This is a genomic window from Mesohalobacter halotolerans, assembly GCF_006120725.1.
Lineage (GTDB): Bacteria > Bacteroidota > Bacteroidia > Flavobacteriales > Flavobacteriaceae > Psychroflexus > Psychroflexus halotolerans.
Genome location: NZ_SWMU01000002.1, coordinates 126162 through 145780 on the forward strand (window position 1 = coordinate 126162; position 19619 = coordinate 145780).

19 protein-coding genes and 1 other RNA gene are annotated in these 19619 nt (G+C 34.9%); 8 read left to right on the forward strand and 12 right to left on the reverse strand.

Translation table 11 applies throughout. The features are described from left to right. Positions 1 to 11 precede the first annotated feature (11 nt). The 5 genes from crcB to FCN74_RS05145 form a co-directional block, all read right to left on the reverse strand. Entirely contained in the window at positions 12 to 386 is a 375-nt protein-coding gene (crcB, locus tag FCN74_RS05125) for a fluoride efflux transporter CrcB (protein ID WP_138931530.1), read from the reverse strand. A 348-nt stretch (positions 387 to 734) separates the two neighbouring features. Next, entirely contained in the window at positions 735 to 2669 is a 1935-nt protein-coding gene (locus FCN74_RS05130; RefSeq protein ID WP_138931531.1) for a M1 family metallopeptidase, read from the reverse strand. A 62-nt stretch (positions 2670 to 2731) separates the two neighbouring features. Further along, positions 2732 to 3028: a preprotein translocase subunit YajC gene (yajC, locus tag FCN74_RS05135; protein WP_138931532.1), complete on the reverse strand. Its 297-nt coding sequence runs from the start codon at positions 3026 to 3028 to the stop codon at positions 2732 to 2734. A gap of 8 nt (positions 3029 to 3036) precedes the next feature. Next, positions 3037 to 3528, reverse strand: a complete 492-nt coding sequence (locus FCN74_RS05140) for a DUF1573 domain-containing protein (protein ID WP_138931533.1) — start codon at positions 3526 to 3528, stop codon at positions 3037 to 3039. Positions 3529 to 3583: 55 nt separating this feature from the next. Then, positions 3584 to 4492, reverse strand: a complete 909-nt coding sequence (locus FCN74_RS05145; RefSeq protein ID WP_246062562.1) for a transcription antitermination protein NusB — start codon at positions 4490 to 4492, stop codon at positions 3584 to 3586. Between the two features lie 133 nt (positions 4493 to 4625). Here FCN74_RS05145 and FCN74_RS05150 point away from each other — a divergent pair, with 133 nt between their 5' ends. Then, positions 4626 to 5297 carry a hypothetical protein gene (locus tag FCN74_RS05150; RefSeq protein WP_138931535.1) on the forward strand — a complete coding sequence of 224 codons (672 nt, stop codon included), beginning with the start codon at positions 4626 to 4628 and terminating at the stop codon, positions 5295 to 5297. Between the two features lie 60 nt (positions 5298 to 5357). Here FCN74_RS05150 and murB read toward each other — a convergent pair whose 3' ends face one another. Both murB and FCN74_RS05160 read right to left on the reverse strand, forming a co-directional pair. Further along, positions 5358 to 6371 (reverse strand): UDP-N-acetylmuramate dehydrogenase, encoded by a 1014-nt coding sequence (gene murB / locus FCN74_RS05155; protein WP_138931536.1) that lies wholly within the window; start codon positions 6369 to 6371, stop codon positions 5358 to 5360. Continuing rightward, entirely contained in the window at positions 6372 to 7562 is a 1191-nt protein-coding gene (locus tag FCN74_RS05160) for a pyridoxal phosphate-dependent aminotransferase (protein WP_138931537.1), read from the reverse strand. A gap of 76 nt (positions 7563 to 7638) precedes the next feature. Between FCN74_RS05160 and FCN74_RS05165 the strand changes: the two genes are divergently transcribed. After that, on the forward strand, positions 7639 to 8967 hold the full coding sequence (locus FCN74_RS05165; RefSeq protein ID WP_171047112.1) for a retropepsin-like aspartic protease: 1329 nt from the start codon (positions 7639 to 7641) through the stop codon (positions 8965 to 8967). Positions 8968 to 8970: 3 nt separating this feature from the next. Here FCN74_RS05165 and FCN74_RS05170 read toward each other — a convergent pair whose 3' ends face one another. Next, positions 8971 to 9357, reverse strand: coding sequence for a DUF1573 domain-containing protein (locus FCN74_RS05170; protein ID WP_138931539.1), 387 nt, complete (start codon positions 9355 to 9357; stop codon positions 8971 to 8973). A 110-nt stretch (positions 9358 to 9467) separates the two neighbouring features. On the opposite strand from FCN74_RS05170, the gene FCN74_RS05175 reads away from it, so the two are divergent. Beyond that, positions 9468 to 12116, forward strand: a complete 2649-nt coding sequence (locus FCN74_RS05175) for a valine--tRNA ligase (RefSeq protein WP_138931540.1) — start codon at positions 9468 to 9470, stop codon at positions 12114 to 12116. Between the two features lie 34 nt (positions 12117 to 12150). On the opposite strand, the gene FCN74_RS05180 is transcribed toward FCN74_RS05175, so the two are convergent. Beyond that, positions 12151 to 12696: a glycosyltransferase family 2 protein gene (locus FCN74_RS05180; RefSeq protein WP_171047113.1), complete on the reverse strand. Its 546-nt coding sequence runs from the start codon at positions 12694 to 12696 to the stop codon at positions 12151 to 12153. Positions 12697 to 13094: 398 nt separating this feature from the next. Further along, a complete protein-coding gene (locus FCN74_RS05185; protein WP_138931542.1) occupies positions 13095 to 14519 on the reverse strand; it encodes an ATP-dependent DNA helicase in 1425 nt (474 codons plus the stop codon). Positions 14520 to 14644: 125 nt separating this feature from the next. Here FCN74_RS05185 and FCN74_RS05190 point away from each other — a divergent pair, with 125 nt between their 5' ends. The 4 genes from FCN74_RS05190 to FCN74_RS05205 are packed head-to-tail and all read left to right on the forward strand — an operon-like array spanning position 14645 to position 17184. After that, positions 14645 to 15289: a hypothetical protein gene (locus FCN74_RS05190; protein ID WP_138931543.1), complete on the forward strand. Its 645-nt coding sequence runs from the start codon at positions 14645 to 14647 to the stop codon at positions 15287 to 15289. Beyond that, positions 15273 to 16034, forward strand: a complete 762-nt coding sequence (locus FCN74_RS05195; protein WP_138931544.1) for a DUF3822 family protein — start codon at positions 15273 to 15275, stop codon at positions 16032 to 16034. The genes FCN74_RS05190 and FCN74_RS05195 overlap by 17 nt, the downstream gene beginning before the upstream one ends. A 60-nt stretch (positions 16035 to 16094) precedes the next feature. Beyond that, positions 16095 to 16616, forward strand: a complete 522-nt coding sequence (locus FCN74_RS05200) for a class IV adenylate cyclase (protein ID WP_138931545.1) — start codon at positions 16095 to 16097, stop codon at positions 16614 to 16616. Positions 16617 to 16635: 19 nt separating this feature from the next. Continuing rightward, positions 16636 to 17184 (forward strand): RsmD family RNA methyltransferase, encoded by a 549-nt coding sequence (locus FCN74_RS05205; protein ID WP_317128773.1) that lies wholly within the window; start codon positions 16636 to 16638, stop codon positions 17182 to 17184. A gap of 310 nt (positions 17185 to 17494) precedes the next feature. On the opposite strand, the gene rnpB is transcribed toward FCN74_RS05205, so the two are convergent. Beyond that, positions 17495 to 17821, reverse strand: an RNA gene (gene rnpB / locus FCN74_RS05210) — RNase P RNA component class A. A gap of 27 nt (positions 17822 to 17848) precedes the next feature. After that, on the reverse strand, positions 17849 to 18025 hold the full coding sequence (locus FCN74_RS12040) for a hypothetical protein (RefSeq protein WP_171047114.1): 177 nt from the start codon (positions 18023 to 18025) through the stop codon (positions 17849 to 17851). 146 nt (positions 18026 to 18171) lie between these two features. On the opposite strand from FCN74_RS12040, the gene fumC reads away from it, so the two are divergent. Next, positions 18172 to 19578 carry a class II fumarate hydratase gene (gene fumC / locus FCN74_RS05215; RefSeq protein ID WP_138931547.1) on the forward strand — a complete coding sequence of 469 codons (1407 nt, stop codon included), beginning with the start codon at positions 18172 to 18174 and terminating at the stop codon, positions 19576 to 19578. Positions 19579 to 19619 lie beyond the last annotated feature (41 nt).

A 19619-nucleotide genomic window follows, 5' to 3' on the forward strand; every position in this document is an offset into this window, starting at 1 on the left:
GTTTTTTTTAATTAAATCTGTTTGGTTAAATAAAACCCAATGCCTGCTGAGATTATTCCAGCAATGACACTGATTAAACTATAGATTAAAGCTTGAGTATATTCACCAGTCTTGATGAGTCTAAGGTTTTCTGAAGCAAAAGCTGAAAATGTAGTAAAACCACCACAAAATCCAACTGTTAAATACAAATACAATGGGTTTTGTATAATAGTTTTGCTTTCAAGTGCTAAAAGCAAGCCCATAATAAAACTCCCAATGATATTTACCGTCAATGTTCCTACAAATAGTGTATTAAATAAGGGATTTAGGCTTTTTGAAACCAAATAGCGGAATACACTTCCGAGTCCTCCACCAATAAAAATCCATAATAGATTTTGTAAACCCATACAGCAAATATAAAATAAGAACTACGTATAAAAAACAATTTAATGAAATAGAGGTAAATAAAAGTGAATAAAAAGCAAGGTTGGATTTTATTTAAGGAGGTGTATGAAAATAAATGTGCTAACCAACCTTGCTTGAACAAATTTACGATGATGATGTAGATTATTGTTGAGGTTTTACCTCACTTATTGTTAAATGTTTTCTTAAGTCAATAGGCTAAATGGATTTTATATTAAAAGTCACCTAAACTTTTTAGGGTGAGAACTAAAAATTTAATTGGAAATAAAATTGAAAAATAAAAAAAGCCTAACTTGTGGAAGTTAGGCTTCAAAAATGTGGTTAAAAGTTGATTAATCTTGAGCTTCCCATCTATTGTTTTGCGGTTTAACATCGAGTAAAATTCGATTGGGATCAATGACAATTTTTTTGATGCGTTTGTCTGTCTCTAAAGCTGTGGTCCAGGTATCACCACGTTGCCAAATTTCAACCGGTAATCTCAATTCGTCTTTTGTCCCATCCTTATAATAGACATTGTAAACGACAGGCATTGGTATACCAGAGCTTTCAAATTCAATTTGATAGCCTTCATCGGTTTGTGTAACTGCTTTTATACTCAATTCAATATTATCATTGCCATAAAACCAAGATTTAAAAAACCAACTCAAATTTTCACCCCCTGCATTTTCCATGATATTAAAGAAGTCACCAGGAGTTGGATGTTTATAGGCCCAGGCTTTGATATAGGATTTAAAGGCATAATCAAAACGTTCTGGTCCCAATATGTATTCTCTTAAAATATATAATCCCAATGCCGGTTTATAATAAGCCACAATACCTAAGTTTTGAGATTGAGCTACATCGGGAAAGGTGTTAATAGCTTCACGATTTGGGCTTAAAAACCAGGAGATAAGATTCTGTTTTGCCAATAGCATACGGTTTGGATATTCACCATCATTAAAAGCATCGGTAGAGTAGAGGTTGATAAAGGTATTAAAGCCTTCATCCATCCAGGCATGCCTTCTCTCGTTACTCCCAACAATCATGGGAAACCAAATATGACCAAATTCATGGTCTGTGACGCCCCATAAGCTGCCTGCCCTTGAACGGTAGCTGCAAAATGCCATTCCTGGATATTCCATTCCGCCAACATCAGCTGCGACATTAATCGCGTTTTTGTAAGGATAAGGGAACCATTGGTTTGAGTAGTGCTCTATTGAAGCTTTAGTGTACTCGGTAGAGCGTTCCCAAGCATTGTCTCCATGACTTTCTCTAGGATAAGCTGACTGTGCTAAGGCGTTTTTGTTATCTGGGAGGTCAATTTTTGCGGCATCCCATATAAAAGCTTTTGAGGCAGCAAAAGCCACATCTCTAGAATTTTGCATTTTAAATTTCCAAGTAAAACTATTGCCATCAGGTCTAATTTTATCAGTTTGACCTACCTCTTTAGGTTTTATGATAAATTGAGCTTTATCTGATTGTCTAGCTTCATCTAATCGCTTCTGTTGCTTTTTTGTTAGCACCTCTTTTGGGTTTTGCAATTGCCCAGAGCCAACGACAATATATTCTCTTGGGACCTCTACAGAATATTCAAAATTTCCATATTCCAGATAAAATTCACCAGCTCCGAGATAAGGCATAATATTCCAGCCTTGAATATCGTCAAATGTAACCATTTTAGGATACCATTGTGCAAGTGCATAAATCGTTCCATCTTCGACTTCAAGACGTCCCATTCTATCCATACCTTTTTCAGGAATCACAAATTCAAAATCCATGCTGATAATAGCTTTGCCACCTTTTGCCTTTAAAGGTTTTTTAAAAAAAACCTGCATCCTCGTATCGTTGATGATGTGTTTGCTACTTGTCGAGCCACTATTTTTAACCTTTATGTTAGACAATTTATAACCACCAACCACATCACCCTTGTAACGGTTTCCTCCTAAGGGCGTAGTCAAAGTTCCTCTAGAGTTAGGTGTAAATCTATTTTGCTCCAAAAACAACCAGGCAAAGTTCAAATCAAACGGGCTATTATTGATGTATTCAATCTCTACGTGACCTTTGATGTTGTGATTCTCTGGATTTAGACTGACATCAATTTTATAGTTGGCTTGATTTTGCCAATATTCTGGTCCAGGTACACCTGAAGCCGAGCGGTAGCGATTTCCAGTCCTATCGATAAACTCACTGAATAAGTCTTGATTGTTTGGTTTTACCTCTTGTGCATTCAAAGTATTTGTTAAGACCAACACTAAGACACACATTAAAAAATTAACTTTTGTCTTCATGATATTTTAGGTATAAAAAAAGCCGAGGATAAGCTCGGCTTTTGTAAATTTAATGATTGAAATTATTTCTTTTTATCATCTTTTGGTGCGTTCAGTTTTTGAGACATCTCTAAAGAAATTGAAGATTTGTCAAAGGTGATTTTACCGGCACCAGTCTCGAGGATGACGGCATCGAGTTTTTCGCTAAAATCGATGACTTTACCGTGCATTCCGCTTTTGGTGACAACTTTATCGCCTTTTTTTAAATTTGCACTGAACTGCTTTTCTTGTTTTTGTTTCTTCATTTGTGGCCTTATCATGAAAAAAAAGATAACCACAAAGATTAATATCATTGGCAATAAGCCTCCTATATCTCCCATCTAAATATTTATTTAACTTGAATTGGTGAACCCGATTTGGCGTTTCCAGAGCCAGCTTTAGGTGTTACAAATGCTTTGATTTGTAGTCTTTCTTTACCGGATTCTGTATTTGCAGTAATGTTTACACTTTTGTTTTGCTGATTTCGTTTTCCTCTTGAGTTAAACTTTACGAGCATTTCTCCGGTTTCACCTGGCGCTACCGGTTTTTTGGTCCAGTCGGGTACTGTACAACCACAAGTCCCTCTGGCGTTGGTGATAACTAATGGCGCATCACCATTGTTAGTAAAAGTAAATGTATGTTCTACAATTTCACCTTCATCAATGGTACCAAAATCATGTGTCTTTTCATCAAAGTCTAAAGTTGGATAAACGACTTCTTTAGCATCTCTTTCTGTAGCTTCTTCTACATTTTCAGCTTTTACTTTATCGGCTGCATTTTTCTTACAAGATGTAAAAGTTATTGCACTTACAGCAAGTAAACATAACATTAAATTTTTCATATGTGTCATTTTTTTTGGTTTTAAAAATTTTTTCAAAAATATCACAATTTATTTATTATATCAAACCTCGACCACTTTTATTCAACCTGTCTTCATTTTTGTATTGTTTTACTATTTTGTCTAAAAGTCCATTGATAAAGTTACTACTTTTAGGTGTGGAATAATCCTTGGCAATTTCTAAATACTCATTTATTGTAACTTTAATAGGTATACTTGGGAATTTCGTAAATTCGGTACAAGCCATGATTAATAAAATATAGTCTAAATCTGCTATTCTATCTTTGTCCCAGTTTTGTGTATTTTTTACTATATCTTTACTGTAGTCATCTTCATTCAATAAGCTTTTACGCAGTAGGTTTAATCCAAATTCACGATCGTCTTCGTTTTTGAACAAGTCCGGAAGTTTGAGGTCTTTTGCATGTTTTGGTATAAATTTTAGAAAGCGGTTTATACTCGTGTTGACAATAGGTAAATCGTCTATCCATGTTAATTTTTTATCCTCAAAGTAATCGTATAGCTTATCATTAGGCGCGATAATATTTTGATATAATTCAATAATAAAATTTTTGTCCGCATCATAGTGGTCCACATCGCTTTCAAGGTATAGCTTGTAAGCTTCACTCTTTAGAATATCTTTCCATAATAAATCAGGATATTCATCGTCAAACACCCAAATATCTAATTTTTTTTGACTATTGATTTTGTCTAAAACTTTTGAATTGACCAACTTCTCAAGTAATCTGTTGTTGACAAATTTTAAGTTTGGTGATTTATCTTGTGCTGTAGCTAAGTGTTTCTTTTGGCCTTTTTTATAATATTCAGAAGCGTGTTTTTGGATATTGATAAGCAAATTCAGATTAATGATAAACAAATCCAACATGTCTTGCATGCTTTTGTTAAGAAACTTTTCTTCGTTTTTAAGGCTTTCTTGATTGCTATGCTTGGTAGCATATATGCTTTGCATGACTTTAGTTCGAATATGTCTTCTTGTCAACATTTGTAAAGAACATTTATTTTGATTTCAAAATTAATTTTTTTTATCAAATTAGTTAAGTTTCTCTTATTTATTATTCATTATTTTTACAAAAAGCAATTGTATGCGACGACGCGGAAATTTATTTTTAATAGGTCTTTTATTTTGTTTGTTGAGTTGTAAGACAGACAAACCTGATGAGAAAAATAATTCAGAGACTTTAAAAAATGTAAAAGTTACTGAAGATCAGCAATTTTTAAATTCTATACAAAGCGCCTATAATACTCAAAAGTTTAATGCTGAAGCGAAAGTTAAGTTTAATGCTCAGGTAAACGTTTCGGATACTGTTTTTTACGATGGATATTTAATCCTGGATACAAAGTCTAAACAGGTCAGAATTTTAAATTCAAAAATTGATACTACGATAAGTGCAAACACCATAGACACAAAGCATCAAAAGATATTATTCTGGATTACAGAAACTTATGCCTTACCGTTTTGGTTAAAGTCTGAAAACTTCCAAAAGCTATCTAGTAATGATTCCATAGCCTTATCAAGATATCAATCGGAATTGACCAATTCAGAGTTTAAAATCTCAACACATCCTATTACACACATCATCAAAAATATAGAATACCAAACAGATATTTCAACTGCACCTTTTGATCAAGGCCGTATTGATCTTGAGCGCTACATTACTGTCAACAGAATTCCGGTTGCTATGGAATGGATTATAACAAAGAATAAAACAGTAAGCGCTGAGGTTAAAATTTCGAGGATCAGTTACCCTAAATAATTTAAGCCATAACATGAGGAAACGACCTAAGTTATGAGAAAAGACATGAGTGGTGGAGTATTAAATGATATTGACTTCAGGCTCCAGTTGAATAGAGAATTTTTGGAAAACCTCATGTTGTACTTTTTTTGAAAGATTTAAAATGTCTTGGCCACTGGCTTTCCCGTAGTTGACCAGTACTAAGGCTTGCTTCTTATGTACACCGGCATCTTGATCTCGATAACCTTTTAACCCACATTGATCTATGAGCCAACCTGCGGGAATCTTAATACGATTTTTGTCAATTTTGTATGAAGGTATCTCAGGATATTGGCTTTTTAAATCTTTGTATTTTAGATAACTTACAATTGGGTTTTTGAAAAAACTTCCAGAATTCCCTAAAACACTTGGGTCCGGCAATTTAGATTGTCTAATATTGATAACAGCTTTCGAAATATCTTGAGGCTTGGGGTTTGAGATTTTATATTTTTCTAATTCTTTTTTTATGGCACCGTAATCTGTCTTAATATGATGATTATTAACAGTTAGTCTAAATCTTACTGTTGTGATGATGTATTGATTTCTTAATTCATTTTTAAAAACAGATTGTCTGTAAGCAAACTTACAATCTTGTGCAGAAAAGGTTTTATGACTTAAGGTCTGTCGGTGAATAGCATCACAGGACACAAAAACATCTTTGAGTTCCACGCCATAAGCACCAATGTTTTGTATGGGTGAAGTGCCAACATTTCCAGGAATAAGCGATAAATTTTCAAGCCCACCATAATTGTGATTTAATGTCCAAACTACTAAGTCGTGCCAATTTTCTCCAGCATCAACTTCTAAAACGACATATTCTTCAGTCTGTTCTATAGTTTGAATTCCTTTAATGTTGACATGTAAGACAGTTTTTGAAATATCTTCGGTGAGTAACATATTGCTTCCACCTCCTAAAACAAATATTTCTTCAGTATAAAATCGTTTTAAAACATGCTTTAATTCATCAACTGAAGACACGCTTATAAACTGTTTGGCTTTGACATCAATACCAAAAGTGTTATAAGGTTTAAGTGAAAAGTTAGTTTTTAACTCCATCTAGGCATTGTAAAGTTGAAGGGCTTTTTCGAGGATATTTATGGATCTTATTAAAGATTTTTCTTCTAAAACATACGCCATACGAATTTGATTTAAACCTGTTTGGGGTGTAGAATAAAAACCAGAAGCAGGTGCAACCATAATGGTTTCACCACGATCTTCAAATTCTTCCAGAAGCCATTGCGCAAAATCTTCTGTATTATTTACAGGCAGCTGGGCTACACAGTAAAATGCGCCTTTGGGTTCAGCGACTTTAACGCCTTTAATTTTTTTCAACCCTTTTACCAGGATATTTCTTCTTACAGTATATTCTGCATTGACATCTTTAAAATAGGATTTGTCGACATCAAGTGCTGCTTCACTTGCAATTTGAGCTAAAGTTGGCGGGCTTAACCTAGCTTGTGCAAACTTCATGGCTGTTTTTATAACCTCTTGATTTTTTGAAACCATACAGCCAATTCTCGCACCACACATCGAAAACCGCTTCGACACAGAATCTACCATAATGGCATGTTCTCTAAGGCGTTCAACATTCATAATAGAATAATGTTCAGCACCGTCATATGTAAATTCACGATAGACTTCATCCGCAATTACAAAAATATCATGTTTTAAGGCTAAATCAGCAATGGCTTCAATTTCATCTTTAGTATACAGGTATCCTGTGGGATTTCCTGGGTTACAAAGCAGTATTGCTTTTGTTTTTGGTGTGATTTGTTTTTCAAAATCTGAAATAGGAGGTAAGGCAAAATTGTCTTCAAGCTTAGAAGTTACAGGTTTTACCGTCACCCCATATGCGGTTGAGAATCCATTATAATTAGCATAGAACGGTTCCGGAATAATAATCTCATCACCAAAATCTGTAATACTTCCCATGGCAAATGATAGCGCTTCACTTCCACCAGTGGTAACGATAACTTCAGATGAGTCAATGTCGATAGTATTATGCTTGTAATATTGAACCAGTTTATGAAGATAACTTTCAAACCCTTGTGATGGACTGTAAGATAAAATTTCGATATCTGTATTTCTTACAGCATCTAAGGCTTTTTGAGGTGTTTTGATGTCAGGCTGACCAATATTTAAATAATAAATATGTTTTCCTGCTTTAATGGCTTTATCAGCGTAAGGTTGAAGTTTTCTTATGGGTGAAGGCGGCATGGCCACGCCTTTTTTAGAAATATTTGGCATAAAAAAGTTTTTACTGCGAATTTATGGCTTTAATTTTGATGTTATATACATTTTAAAAAGTTTGTATATTACATTCATGTTAAAATTGATCAAGTTACTTTTATTTATTTCAATTGTTACACTAGACTGCAATGCACAAGATCAAGGTTTTCAATTTCACAGAGACAATAAACGATCTTATAAAGTCAATTTTGTCAATTTTAACAATTTAATTATAATGGAGGTAAAACTCAATGGTCAGCCCATGAATTTTTTGATTGATACCGGGGTTGACAAAACCGTTGTATTTGGGTTAAAGGAAAAAGAGAATATTTTAAAACAAACATCAAAAAAAATTTTAATTAAAGGGGTCTCCGGTCAGCACAAAACCTTTGCTTATAAAGTTGAGAATAATACTTTATCAATTGACAAATTTAAAGACCAATCTCATGATGTCTATGTCATATTTGACGATAAGTTTAATGTATCAGATAAGATCGGTTATCCTGTACAGGGAATTTTAGGCTATGATTTTTTTAAAAATCATGTTTTTAAAATCAATTATTCTAAGGCATTCATAAAAATATATAATCCAAAATATTTTAATAAAAAACTAAGATCATACAGTAAGTTAAAATTAAGAATTCATAAAGGTAAACCTTATGTAAAAGCTTTAATTAATGTCTTAGATGAATGGCATGAATTTATTTTTTTAATAGATACAGGGTCGGGTGATGCTATTTGGTTAAAACCAAATGCCAATACAGAGATACCAAATAAAAATTTTGAAGATATTCTTGGATATGGTTTTGCTGATGTTATTGAAGGAATAAGGTCTAAAGCCCATAGCTTTAAAATCGGAGATATAAAACTTGAAAAACCCAAAATAGCTTATCCAGACACCACTTCATACAAAGGGGTAAACTTTACTGATAAAAGCGGTGTTTTAGGTTCTGAAGTTCTGAAAAGATTCCATTGGATATTAGACTATAAAAATGGGGCAGTTTACCTAAAACCAAATAGGTTTTTTGAAGATATATTTAATTATGATATGAGCGGTTTGCTTTTAAAGTATGATGGGTTTCAAGCTCGAACATATTTCCAAAATATTTTTCCTCAAACCAACACGAATAAAAGAAGTTCTAATGCAACTCAAAGAATAGAAACAAAAGCCAAAGTTTTCGTTCAATTAGAACCAATTTTAAAAATTGGGGCAATTAGACCAAACTCCTCTGCTTTTGAGGCCGGTTTTATAGAAGGTGATATTATAACCAAAATACAAGGGAGACGAAGTGACCGATATGATTTGGAAGAAATAACCAAACTCCTTAGCTCTGAAGAAGGCAAAGAAATAAAATTTGAAATCAAAAGAGGCGGTCGGATTTATGAGAAATCACTGATTTTAAAAAGTCGATTTTTGGAATAATTTTTATGGTTTTAGAAGTATCCTACCCTTGACCAATACAGTATAGACATCTGGCTTAGTGTCTGTAAAGATTGTTATGGTTTTTCTAATTGGTCCTTCAACTTTACAATTATAAATTACAGTAAGCTGTCCTTTTTCAGAGGGATTAATTGTATCATTTGATAATTCAAATTCTATATGTCTGGAATTGCTCTTGATATCTATGATTTTTATCACAGTTTTACTTGTGTTTTTGAAATTAAAAATACATTCAGCTGTATCCCCAACCTTGAGCGAACCATAATCACAAGTGTCTTCTTCAAATATTAAAGCATTTGAATCTTGAGCGCTCATTAAAGTCATGAACAACAAAAATGATAATAAAAAAAACTTATCGAAGGGCTTCATCATGTTCCAAATATAAATTTAAAAACTTCAATTTCAAAATCTCTAATATTATCAAACAAATATTAACACAATTATCATGCTAATCTGTATTTTTGCCATCTAATTAAATTTTTATGGCCACACCGTCATCTTATAAGCATCAGGAAGTAGAACAAAAATGGTATACATACTGGATGGAAAATAATTTTTTTCATTCAGAAATTAATGATAAACCTTCATATACCATTGTGATTCCGCCTCCTAATGTCACCGGTGTTTTACATATGGGTCACATGCTTAATAATACCATTCAAGATGTGTTGATCAGACGTGCTAGGCTTAAAGGTTATAATGCGTGTTGGGTGCCTGGAACAGATCACGCTTCTATAGCCACAGAAGCTAAAGTCGTCGCTAAACTCAAGGCTGAAGGCATTAAAAAAACAGATTTAAGTCGTGATGAATTTTTAAAACACGCTTGGGATTGGACCCACGATTATGGTGGTCAAATTCTATCTCAGTTGAAACGTCTTGGCGCATCTTGTGACTGGGACAGGCTCAAATTTACCATGGATGATGATATGTACGACTCTGTGATACAGGTTTTTATTGATTTATATAACAAGGGTTTGATCTATAAAGGCTATCGCATGGTGAATTGGGACCCAGAGGCCAAAACTACCCTTTCTGACGAAGAAGTGATTTACGAAGAACAACAAGGTCAGTTGTACTATGTGAAATATCCGATTGTCGATAGTGATGAAGTATTAACTATAGCCACAACAAGGCCGGAAACTATTTTTGGCGATACTGCGATTTGTATCAATCATCATGACGAACGGTTTAAACATTTGAAAGGGAAAAAAGCTGTCGTACCTATCGTTAATCGCGAAATTCCTATCATTTTTGACGATTATGTGGATATGGAATTTGGAACCGGTTGCTTAAAAATCACACCGGCTCACGATGAAAACGATAAGCTTATTGGCGAGAATCACAATTTGGAGATAATAGACATTTTTAATGATGATGCGACGCTTAATGCCTACGGATTAGAATATGAAGGTCAAGATCGATTTGAGGCGAGAAAGGCCTTTGCTCAAGCGCTGAGCAAAAACAAATATTTAATTAAAACTGAAGATTATACCAATAAAATAGGGTTGTCTGAACGCACTAAAGCTGTCATAGAACCTAAACTTTCTGAGCAATGGTTTTTGAAGATGAAAGATTTAGCACAACCGGCTTTAGAGGCTGTGATGAAAGATGAATCTGTAAAGTTATTTCCTTCAAAGTTTAAAAACACCTATAAACATTGGTTAGAGAACGTGAGAGATTGGAACATTTCTCGCCAATTATGGTGGGGTCACCAAATTCCTGCTTATTACTTAAAAACTAAAGATGGTGTGGATCGCACAAAATTTGTCGTGGCCAAAAGTCATGACGAAGCTTTAAAATTAGCACAAGACAAGTTTGAAAAACCTGATTTGACAGTAAAAGACCTCATACAAGATGAAGACAGTTTAGATACGTGGTTTTCGTCTTGGTTATGGCCAATGTCTGTTTTTGATGGGATAAGACATCCAGACAATGAAGAGTTTAAGTATTATTATCCAACAAAAGATTTAGTAACTGGTCCGGACATCCTATTCTTTTGGGTAGCTCGAATGATTATGGCCGGTTATGAATTTGCTGATCAGAAACCATTTGACAATGTATACTTAACCGGTTTAGTGAGAGACAAACAGCGCCGAAAAATGTCTAAATCTTTGGGCAATTCACCAGATGCCATAGGATTAATCGATGAGTTTGGCGCAGATGGGGTTCGGGTTGGCTTATTATTAAGTAGTGCAGCCGGAAACGATTTGTTGTTTGACGAAGCCCTTTGTCAACAAGGCAAATCTTTTGCCAATAAAATCTGGAATGCTCATCGCCTGATTGAATCTTGGAAGGTCAATCCTGACTTACCTCAATCCAATTACGCTAAAATAGGTCTAGAATGGTATAAATATAGGTTGCAGCAGGCATTAGAAGAAATTGAAGACCACTACTCCAAATACCGTATTTCAGATGTGCTGATGACCAGTTATAAGTTGGTTTGGAATGACTTCTGTTCTTGGCTTTTAGAAATTTTAAAACCGGCTTATCAACAACCCATTGATGCTAAAACTAAATCTGCTTGTATACAATTGTTTGAAGATAATCTTAAGCTATTGCACCCATTTATGCCTTTTATTACAGAAGAACTTTGGCAAAATATTAAAAAAAGAAAGAGTGATGAGGCTTTAATCATATCACAATGGCCAAAGCAAGAAGATTTTGATAAAGATATCATTGAGAATTTTGAGATCACTAAAGAAATCATCACGCAAATTCGTTCAGTACGTAAGTCCAAAAATATACCTTTTAAAACAGCGATTGATTTAAAGGTTGAAAACAAAGAAAACTTTACAAAAGATTTTGACACTATAATTAAAAAGTTAGGTCAAGTTAGTGATTTGAGTTATGTCAAAGAACAACAAGAAGGCACTTTAAGTTTCAGTGTAAAATCAAACGTTTATTATATTCCTGTAGAGGGCGCAATAGATGTTGAAGAAGAAAAAGAAAAACTTCAAAAAGATTTAGAGTATTACCAAGGTTTTTTAAATTCGGTAGAAAAAAAATTGTCCAATAAGCGATTTGTCGATAATGCCCCTAAACAGGTGGTTGACAAAGAAAAACAAAAACAAGCTGACGCGCTTGCTAAAATTGAAACCTTAAAAGAAAGTTTGCATGCTTTGGAAAAGTAATTTACTTATTAAATAGCTTAGCTATAAAGAAGTTCTAAATATAGATTACATCTCGATACAAATTTTTTCCATTGCATTCAAAAAATCGACCTGCCTCGCCGGTCAGGATGGCTCGATGTGACAATAGCTTGATGTCTACGTCACTGCGCGCCTCAATTTTGAGGCGTGGCAGTCTGTTGAATTTGAGTTCTTTTAAACTAAAATTATTTTTATTCTCAAACCTTCCCCATCTGCAAGTACTGACTGTTTTAGATTCACCAATAATTAATTTTAACTGCTCTTCAATTTTATTTTCAGAAAATAAATCATCACTATCCAACCAATTCACATAGTCTCCTTTACTCATCTTAAACCCAAAATTTCTCGCCCCATTACCGCCGGGTAAATGCTCGTCCGGGCGATGGTAATATTTAAACCGTGGGTCTTTTAGGACATATTCCCCAACCACATCATCTGTATTGTCGGTTGAGCCATCATCGAGAATAATGCATTCCCAATTTTGATAGGTCTGTGCTAAGACCGAATCCAGCGTTTCCCCGATCAGGTGTGCGCGATTGTAAGTTGGGATGATGATTGACACTAAAGGGGTTTCGGACATGGTATACAAAAAATTATCAATACAAGATTACAATTATTTTGATATAGTTTGGAAGTTTTAAGTTGAAAGTTGAAAGTTGTCAGTCGGCAGTCCACAGTCCTCAGTTGACAGTCGTCAGTTGACAGTCCACAGTCGTCAGTTGACAGTAGACAGAATACAGAATACAGAAGACCGTAGACGGTAGACAGAAGACAGTCGTCAGACCAAAGTCCACAGTCGGCAGTTGTCAGTAGACCGAAGACCGTAGACAGTAGACATAAGACAGTCCTCAGTCGGCAGTTGACAGTCTTCAGTCGTCAGTCGTCAGTCGTCAGTTGACAGTAGACGGAAGACCGTAAACAGTAGACCGTAGACGGAAGACCGTAGACTAAAGATAGAACTTAATCTTCAAAAAAGTTATTTTGGAAGCCGATTAAATACAATTTAGTTTTGGCGCGGGTACAAGCGGTATAAAGCCATCTCAAACTGCTTTCATCAAGGCCTTCCGGTAAGTAAGGTTGCTCCACAAATACCGTATTCCACTGGCCGCCTTGTGATTTATGACACGTCATGGCGTAACTGAATTTGACCTGAAGCGCGTTAAAGAATTCATTATTCTTCACCTTTAAAAACTGCTTGTATTTGGATTTGATCTCGGCATAATCTTTTAAAACTTCTTGATACAGTTTTTGGGATTCCTTGAACGGTAATGACGGGGTATTCATTTCTAAGGTATCTAATATAATAACGGTTTCAAAGGCATTCATATCCGGATAATCGACCATTTGAGCCTTAATCTTGGCAAAACGAAAGCCATACAAATCAAAAAGGCCTCTAATTTTGAGAATTTCAATAATATCGCCGTTAGCAATAAACCCGGCTTCTGAAGTGGGTTTCAACCAAAAATAATTGTTCTTGACGACCATGAGAAAATCACCTACGGCAATTTCGCCTTCTCGCATCAAGATTCGCTGACGAATTTGTTGGTTATATTGATTGGCGCGTTTGTTAGAACGCACCACAATAGCCGTTTCTTCATGGCCATCATTGTCATAAGCTGAATTGATGGCATCCATAATTTCGTAACCGTCAATGAGCCGAATCAAATCATTTTGTTGCTGTAAATTAAATTGAAAATGCTCCGGAAATTCGTTTTGTAAGCCTTCACGCATTTGGGTTGCATTGCGTAATATACCACTGTCGAGTTGTTGCCGAACCACTTTAGTCAGTTCGATAGGAATCACCTCTGTATGGTATTTTGTCCTTAAGGTATCTTGGTCTAAAGCCGGACTCAATTCTGCTTTTACGGGCGGAAGCTGAGCGGTATCCCCAATAAGAATTAACCTGCAATTTTCACCACTAAAAACAAACTCGATGAGATCGTCCAGCAAAGAATTACCGCTAAACAAATCATCACCAGATGAAAAATCAGGAATCATAGAAGCTTCATCTACAATAAATACAGTGTTTCTAAATTTATTGTCTTTTTGCACAAAGTTAACGCCACCTTTACTGTTTTTTTGGGGAAAATAAATGCGTTTATGAATAGTTTGAGCTGGTCTATTGGAGTAATTGCTCATGACTTTTGCCGCACGACCTGTTGGCGCCATTAATGAGGATTTTAATCGTAATTTAGACAGGTTTTTTACAACGGTTGAGATAATGGTTGTTTTTCCCGTACCGGCATAGCCTTTCAATAAAAATATTTGTTCGTTATCGTTGTCGATCAAGTATTTTGATAAACGCTTTAATGCGGTGGTTTGATCGGGTGTTGGGGTGTAGGCAAAATCAGTGGCTAAATAGTTGTAAAGTTCATGCTCGGTCATGTGTAGATTTTCACTAATAATTACGTCCAAAATAAGGAAATAAAAATGAATTTATAGCCTTAATCTTTTTGGATAAAAAAAAAATTGTAGATTTGTCTAAAGTCTAAACATTATTTAAATAAAATATGAAATTAGTTCTTCAAATTGTTTTATGGGTTGCTATTGTAGTACTAGTGTATTTAAATTACAAAGCTATCTATGGACCCGTAGAGTTTAATAAGGAAAAAGAAAAGCGCTACGCACAAGTCATCAAAAAGATGGATAAGATTAGAAAAGCACAATTGGCTCATCGCGATGTTACCGGCAAATTCACAGGTTCTTTTGACAGTTTAACTCAATTTATTGATACTGCAGAATTTACCTTGACGCAACGCCGCGATACCTCTTATCTCGATAAAGAATACCTTAAAACTTATGGTGTTGATAAAATGGTTGAAGATGTCGTGATTGATACCCTTGGCACAGTAATGGTCAAAGATTCTTTGTTTAGTAATTACGATTATTCTAAACTTGAAATTGTACCTACTACCGAAGATAAAAAGTTTGAAATGAAATCGGGTTATGTAACCGTAAATAAAAACCGCGTTCCGGTATTTGAAGCAAAAGTCAATAAGTCTATCATTTTAGAGGGTTTAGATCCGGAATTGATAATTCAGGAAAAGCAAACCATTTCTGTTGATGGCGTAAATGGACCATACATCAAAGTAGGTTCTATGGATGAGGTTGATACCAGTGGTAACTGGCCAATAAACTATGGTAAACAAGAGTAAAACAGACATCAATACATTTCAACAATTATCCATCTTGATCGGTCAGGATGGATTTTTGTTTTATTTACACCACCAAGAACCTCAAAAATCTATATCTCTTGACTTCATAGCCATCAATGATATTTTAAGTTCAAAAAGCTTGAATCTATTCCAAAAGCGATTGCTTGATACTATACACAACTATCAATTTGATGCAGTAAAATTGGGGTTTTCTAATGGGTTTTATAGTTTAATACCTCAGGATTATTACGAAGAACAAGCAAAAGCAGATTATCTTAAATACAATGTCAAACTGTTTGAAGAAGATCAAATTGTATCTGAGCACATCCCAACAATAAAGGCATACCAGGTTTACATTCCTTTAATGAATTACCACAACGCCCTCTTAGACCAGGTTCAAGAATTTGAATTTGAGCACTTCACACACGCCTTAATTAAACACGCATACCCAAATACATTTGAACAAACTGAAAGACTGATGGTATATATCCAAAACACGAGTTTAGATATTGTCGCCTATGAAGGTCGCAAATTTAAGCTGTGTAATACTTTCAACTATGAAACCGACTTAGATTTGGTCTATTATATTTTGTTTTGTGTAGAACAACTCCATTTTAATCAAAGGACACTTCAACTTGAATTGTATCACAATAGTGAAGATGAAAGCGCTTGGCTTAAAATGATTAAAAAATACATTTTAAATGTTAAGTGTGAACAAAAAAATTTAGCTTCACTTGTTGTTTAAAATTATTTTTGAAAGATTGCTTAAATTCCAAAGCCCACCTATAATCAATAATTCAAGGCAATGAATATTAAAAACTATGAGTTTAAAGCAAAAGTTAGTGATATCAAAAAATACGAACGTAAGTTGTTATCACTTCAGCCGAATTATCAAGGACTTGACCACCAAATAGACACCTACTTTAATGTAAAATATGGAAGATTAAAATTGAGAGAAGGCCGTATTGAAAATGCTTTGATCAACTATGACAGAGAAAACCTCTCTGGCGCAAAACCATCTGATGTCATATTATATCAACATCAACCCGATCCTGCGCTAAAACAAATATTGACTAAACAATTTGGTGTAAAAGTCATAGTTGATAAAAAACGAAAAATATATTTTTATAAGAATATCAAATTTCATTTTGATATTGTCAAAAAATTAGGGGCTTTTATAGAAGTTGAAGCTATTGATACTAATCAAAAGTTTAGCATACAAGAGTTGAAGCAACAATGCCATAAATATTTCAACTTTTTTGAATTAAGCCAATCTGATACCATTGAGATGTCTTACAGCGACCTGGTATTAGAAAAAATGACATGAATAATAAGTCCAAAAAATAATTAAATTTATGAGAATAATATCCGGTGCATTTAAAAGCCGAAGAATCATCGCTCCAAACCATTTACCGGTAAGACCAACCACTGACCGGGCAAAAGAGGCGCTTTTTAATATCTTATACCACAGCTATATTCTTGATGAATTAAAAGTTTTAGACCTGTTTGCAGGAATAGGTTCGATTTCATTAGAGTTTGCTTCTCGAGGAACTCGAGATATTACTGCAGTAGATCAACATAGAGGTTGTACTGATTTTATATCTCAAACCACACAGCAGCTCGGGATTGATATGACAGTAAAGACTCAAGAGGTCATTGATTTTTTGGAAACTTCTGAGAATAGGTTTGATATTATTTTTGCCGATCCACCCTATGAAATGGGTGAAGAAGAATTTTATAAATTAATTCACACGGTTATGGCCAAAAAGCAATTGAATGACAATGGAATTTTAATCGTCGAACATTCTAAACACACAGACTTGTCCGGTCATCCCAATTTTGACCAAAAACGACAATATGGGCATTCTGTGTTTTCCTGGTTTAGTGATAGATAAGATTATAAAAAAATTTTTGATACGTATTTCATTCTATCAAAACATTGAAGTTCTTTAATACTTCCATTTTAACCTGTTTCAACATCGAGCCTTTCGAAAAGCTCAAGACAGGCTCAGACGAGATGTAAGTAGTTCTCGACAAAGTCTATCCTAAGTGATAGCCGAAGGTCTCGAACTTATAACATTGAAGACGCTAACTCCAAACATTAAAGACTTAGCCTTTTAAATAAATCTAATACACAAAACAATCTGATTTTGATGATGTTGAACTATACTTCAAACCCTGAAAAAGTAGAAGTAAAGCTTTAATAAATAAAACAAGCCTATAAGCCGGATTCTGTTCCCGTCGAGACGGAATCTTATCATTTATCTGGCCCCAATATTACTATTGGGATCAAGCTACCAACCCTCCAAGATCATGCGTGCCACATTCGAGCCTTGGTATACATGGTATTGCACCGCATAGAGTTTACCTGATTTCACTACAGCCTAACTGTACTTGCTTTCTGTTGCACTGGTCCAACACTGACGTAATAGACAGAGCGACGGGTGTTACCCGCTATGCTTGCACTTTGGTGTCCGGACTTTCCTTCCAGATCCCGAAGTTTCGGGACGGGACGATAAGACGGCTTGTTTTATTAAACGGTAAGAAATTTAAGCGTGTTTAAACCGATTCTTGTTCTTGCTCTTGCTTGTGTTTTTTGTTTTCTTTTAAACGCTCCATCAATGAACCTCCAATCCAATAGGGAAGAATGGCGGTTAAAAATATTAACAACCAAAACCCAATCGTAAGAATGGTCAAAAATAATATGAAACCCAGATATTGATCAAACTCAAACATAATATGCATTTTGACTACAAATATAAATGAATTTTACAAAACAAAAGCATTTAGAAAATGAATTAAATTAAAAATTTACAACACATTATTGATTTTAGAAATCTATATTACTGCTAGTTTAATTAAATTTGTGAAAAAAAAATCGAATGGAATACAGAATAGAAAAAGATACAATAGGCAATGTAAAAGTACCAAGGAATAAACTTTGGGGAGCACAAACTGAGCGTTCTCGTAATAACTTCAAAATCGGACCTCAGGCTTCAATGCCTCTCGATATTGTATATGGTTTTGCTTACCTCAAAAAAGCTGCAGCTTATACTAATGCAGAACTCGGGGTTTTGGATACCAAAAAACGTGATCTTATTGCTCAAGTTTGTGATGAAATTTTAGAAGGTCAACATGACGACCAATTTCCTTTAGTGATTTGGCAAACCGGCTCTGGCACTCAAAGCAACATGAATGTCAATGAGGTCATCGCCAATCGTGCCCACATTCTGGCCGGAAAAACCTTGGGTGAAGGCGAAAAAACCTTACAACCCAACGATGACGTCAATAAATCCCAATCTTCAAACGATACTTTTCCTACTGGTATGCACATTGCGATTTATAAAAAAATTATTGAAAATACTATTCCTGGCGTACAACACCTCAGAGATGCTCTCGATCAAAAAGCCAAAGCGTTAAAAAAGGTGGTGAAAATTGGGCGAACGCATTTTATGGATGCTACGCCTTTGACTTTAGGTCAAGAGTTTAGCGGCTATGTAGCTCAACTGGATTATGGACTAAAGGCTTTAAAAAATACCTTACCTCATTTACAAGAGTTAGCTCTAGGAGGCACTGCTGTTGGGACAGGTTTAAATACGCCTGAAGGTTATGATGTCAAAGTAGCCGATTACATTTCTAAATTTACAGGTTTTGAGTTTAAAACCGCACAAAACAAATTTGAGGCTTTAGCGGCTCACGATGCTTTAGTAGAAACTCATGGCGCATTAAAGCAACTTGCGGTTTCACTGAATAAAATTGGAAACGATATCAGGATGTTATCTTCGGGACCGCGAAGTGGCATTGGCGAAATCATCATTCCTGCCAATGAACCCGGTTCTTCAATTATGCCTGGTAAAGTCAACCCAACGCAATGTGAGGCCTTAACCATGGTTTGCGCTCAAGTCATAGGAAATGAAACCGCTGTCAATGTAGGAGGGATGCAAGGGCAGTTTGAGCTTAACGTGTTTAAACCCGTAATGGCAGCCAATTTGCTTCAAAGTGCTGAATTGATTGGGGATGCTTGTATTTCTTTTGCTGATAATTGCGTGGTTGGTATTGAAGCCAATCAAGAACGTATTGATGAATTGCTCAATAACAGTTTGATGCTGGTCACTGCATTAAATACCAAGATTGGCTATTATAAAGCTGCTGAAATTGCCAATAAAGCCCACAGTGACGGAACAACACTCAAAGAGGCTGCTGTGGAGTTAGGTCACCTCACCGAGAGTGAATTTGATGAATGGGTAAAACCTGAAAATATGATCGGCGACCTTAACAAGACCTTTTAGCATGCGGTTTAAATTAATTTTTCTGTTGTTCGGATTATGTT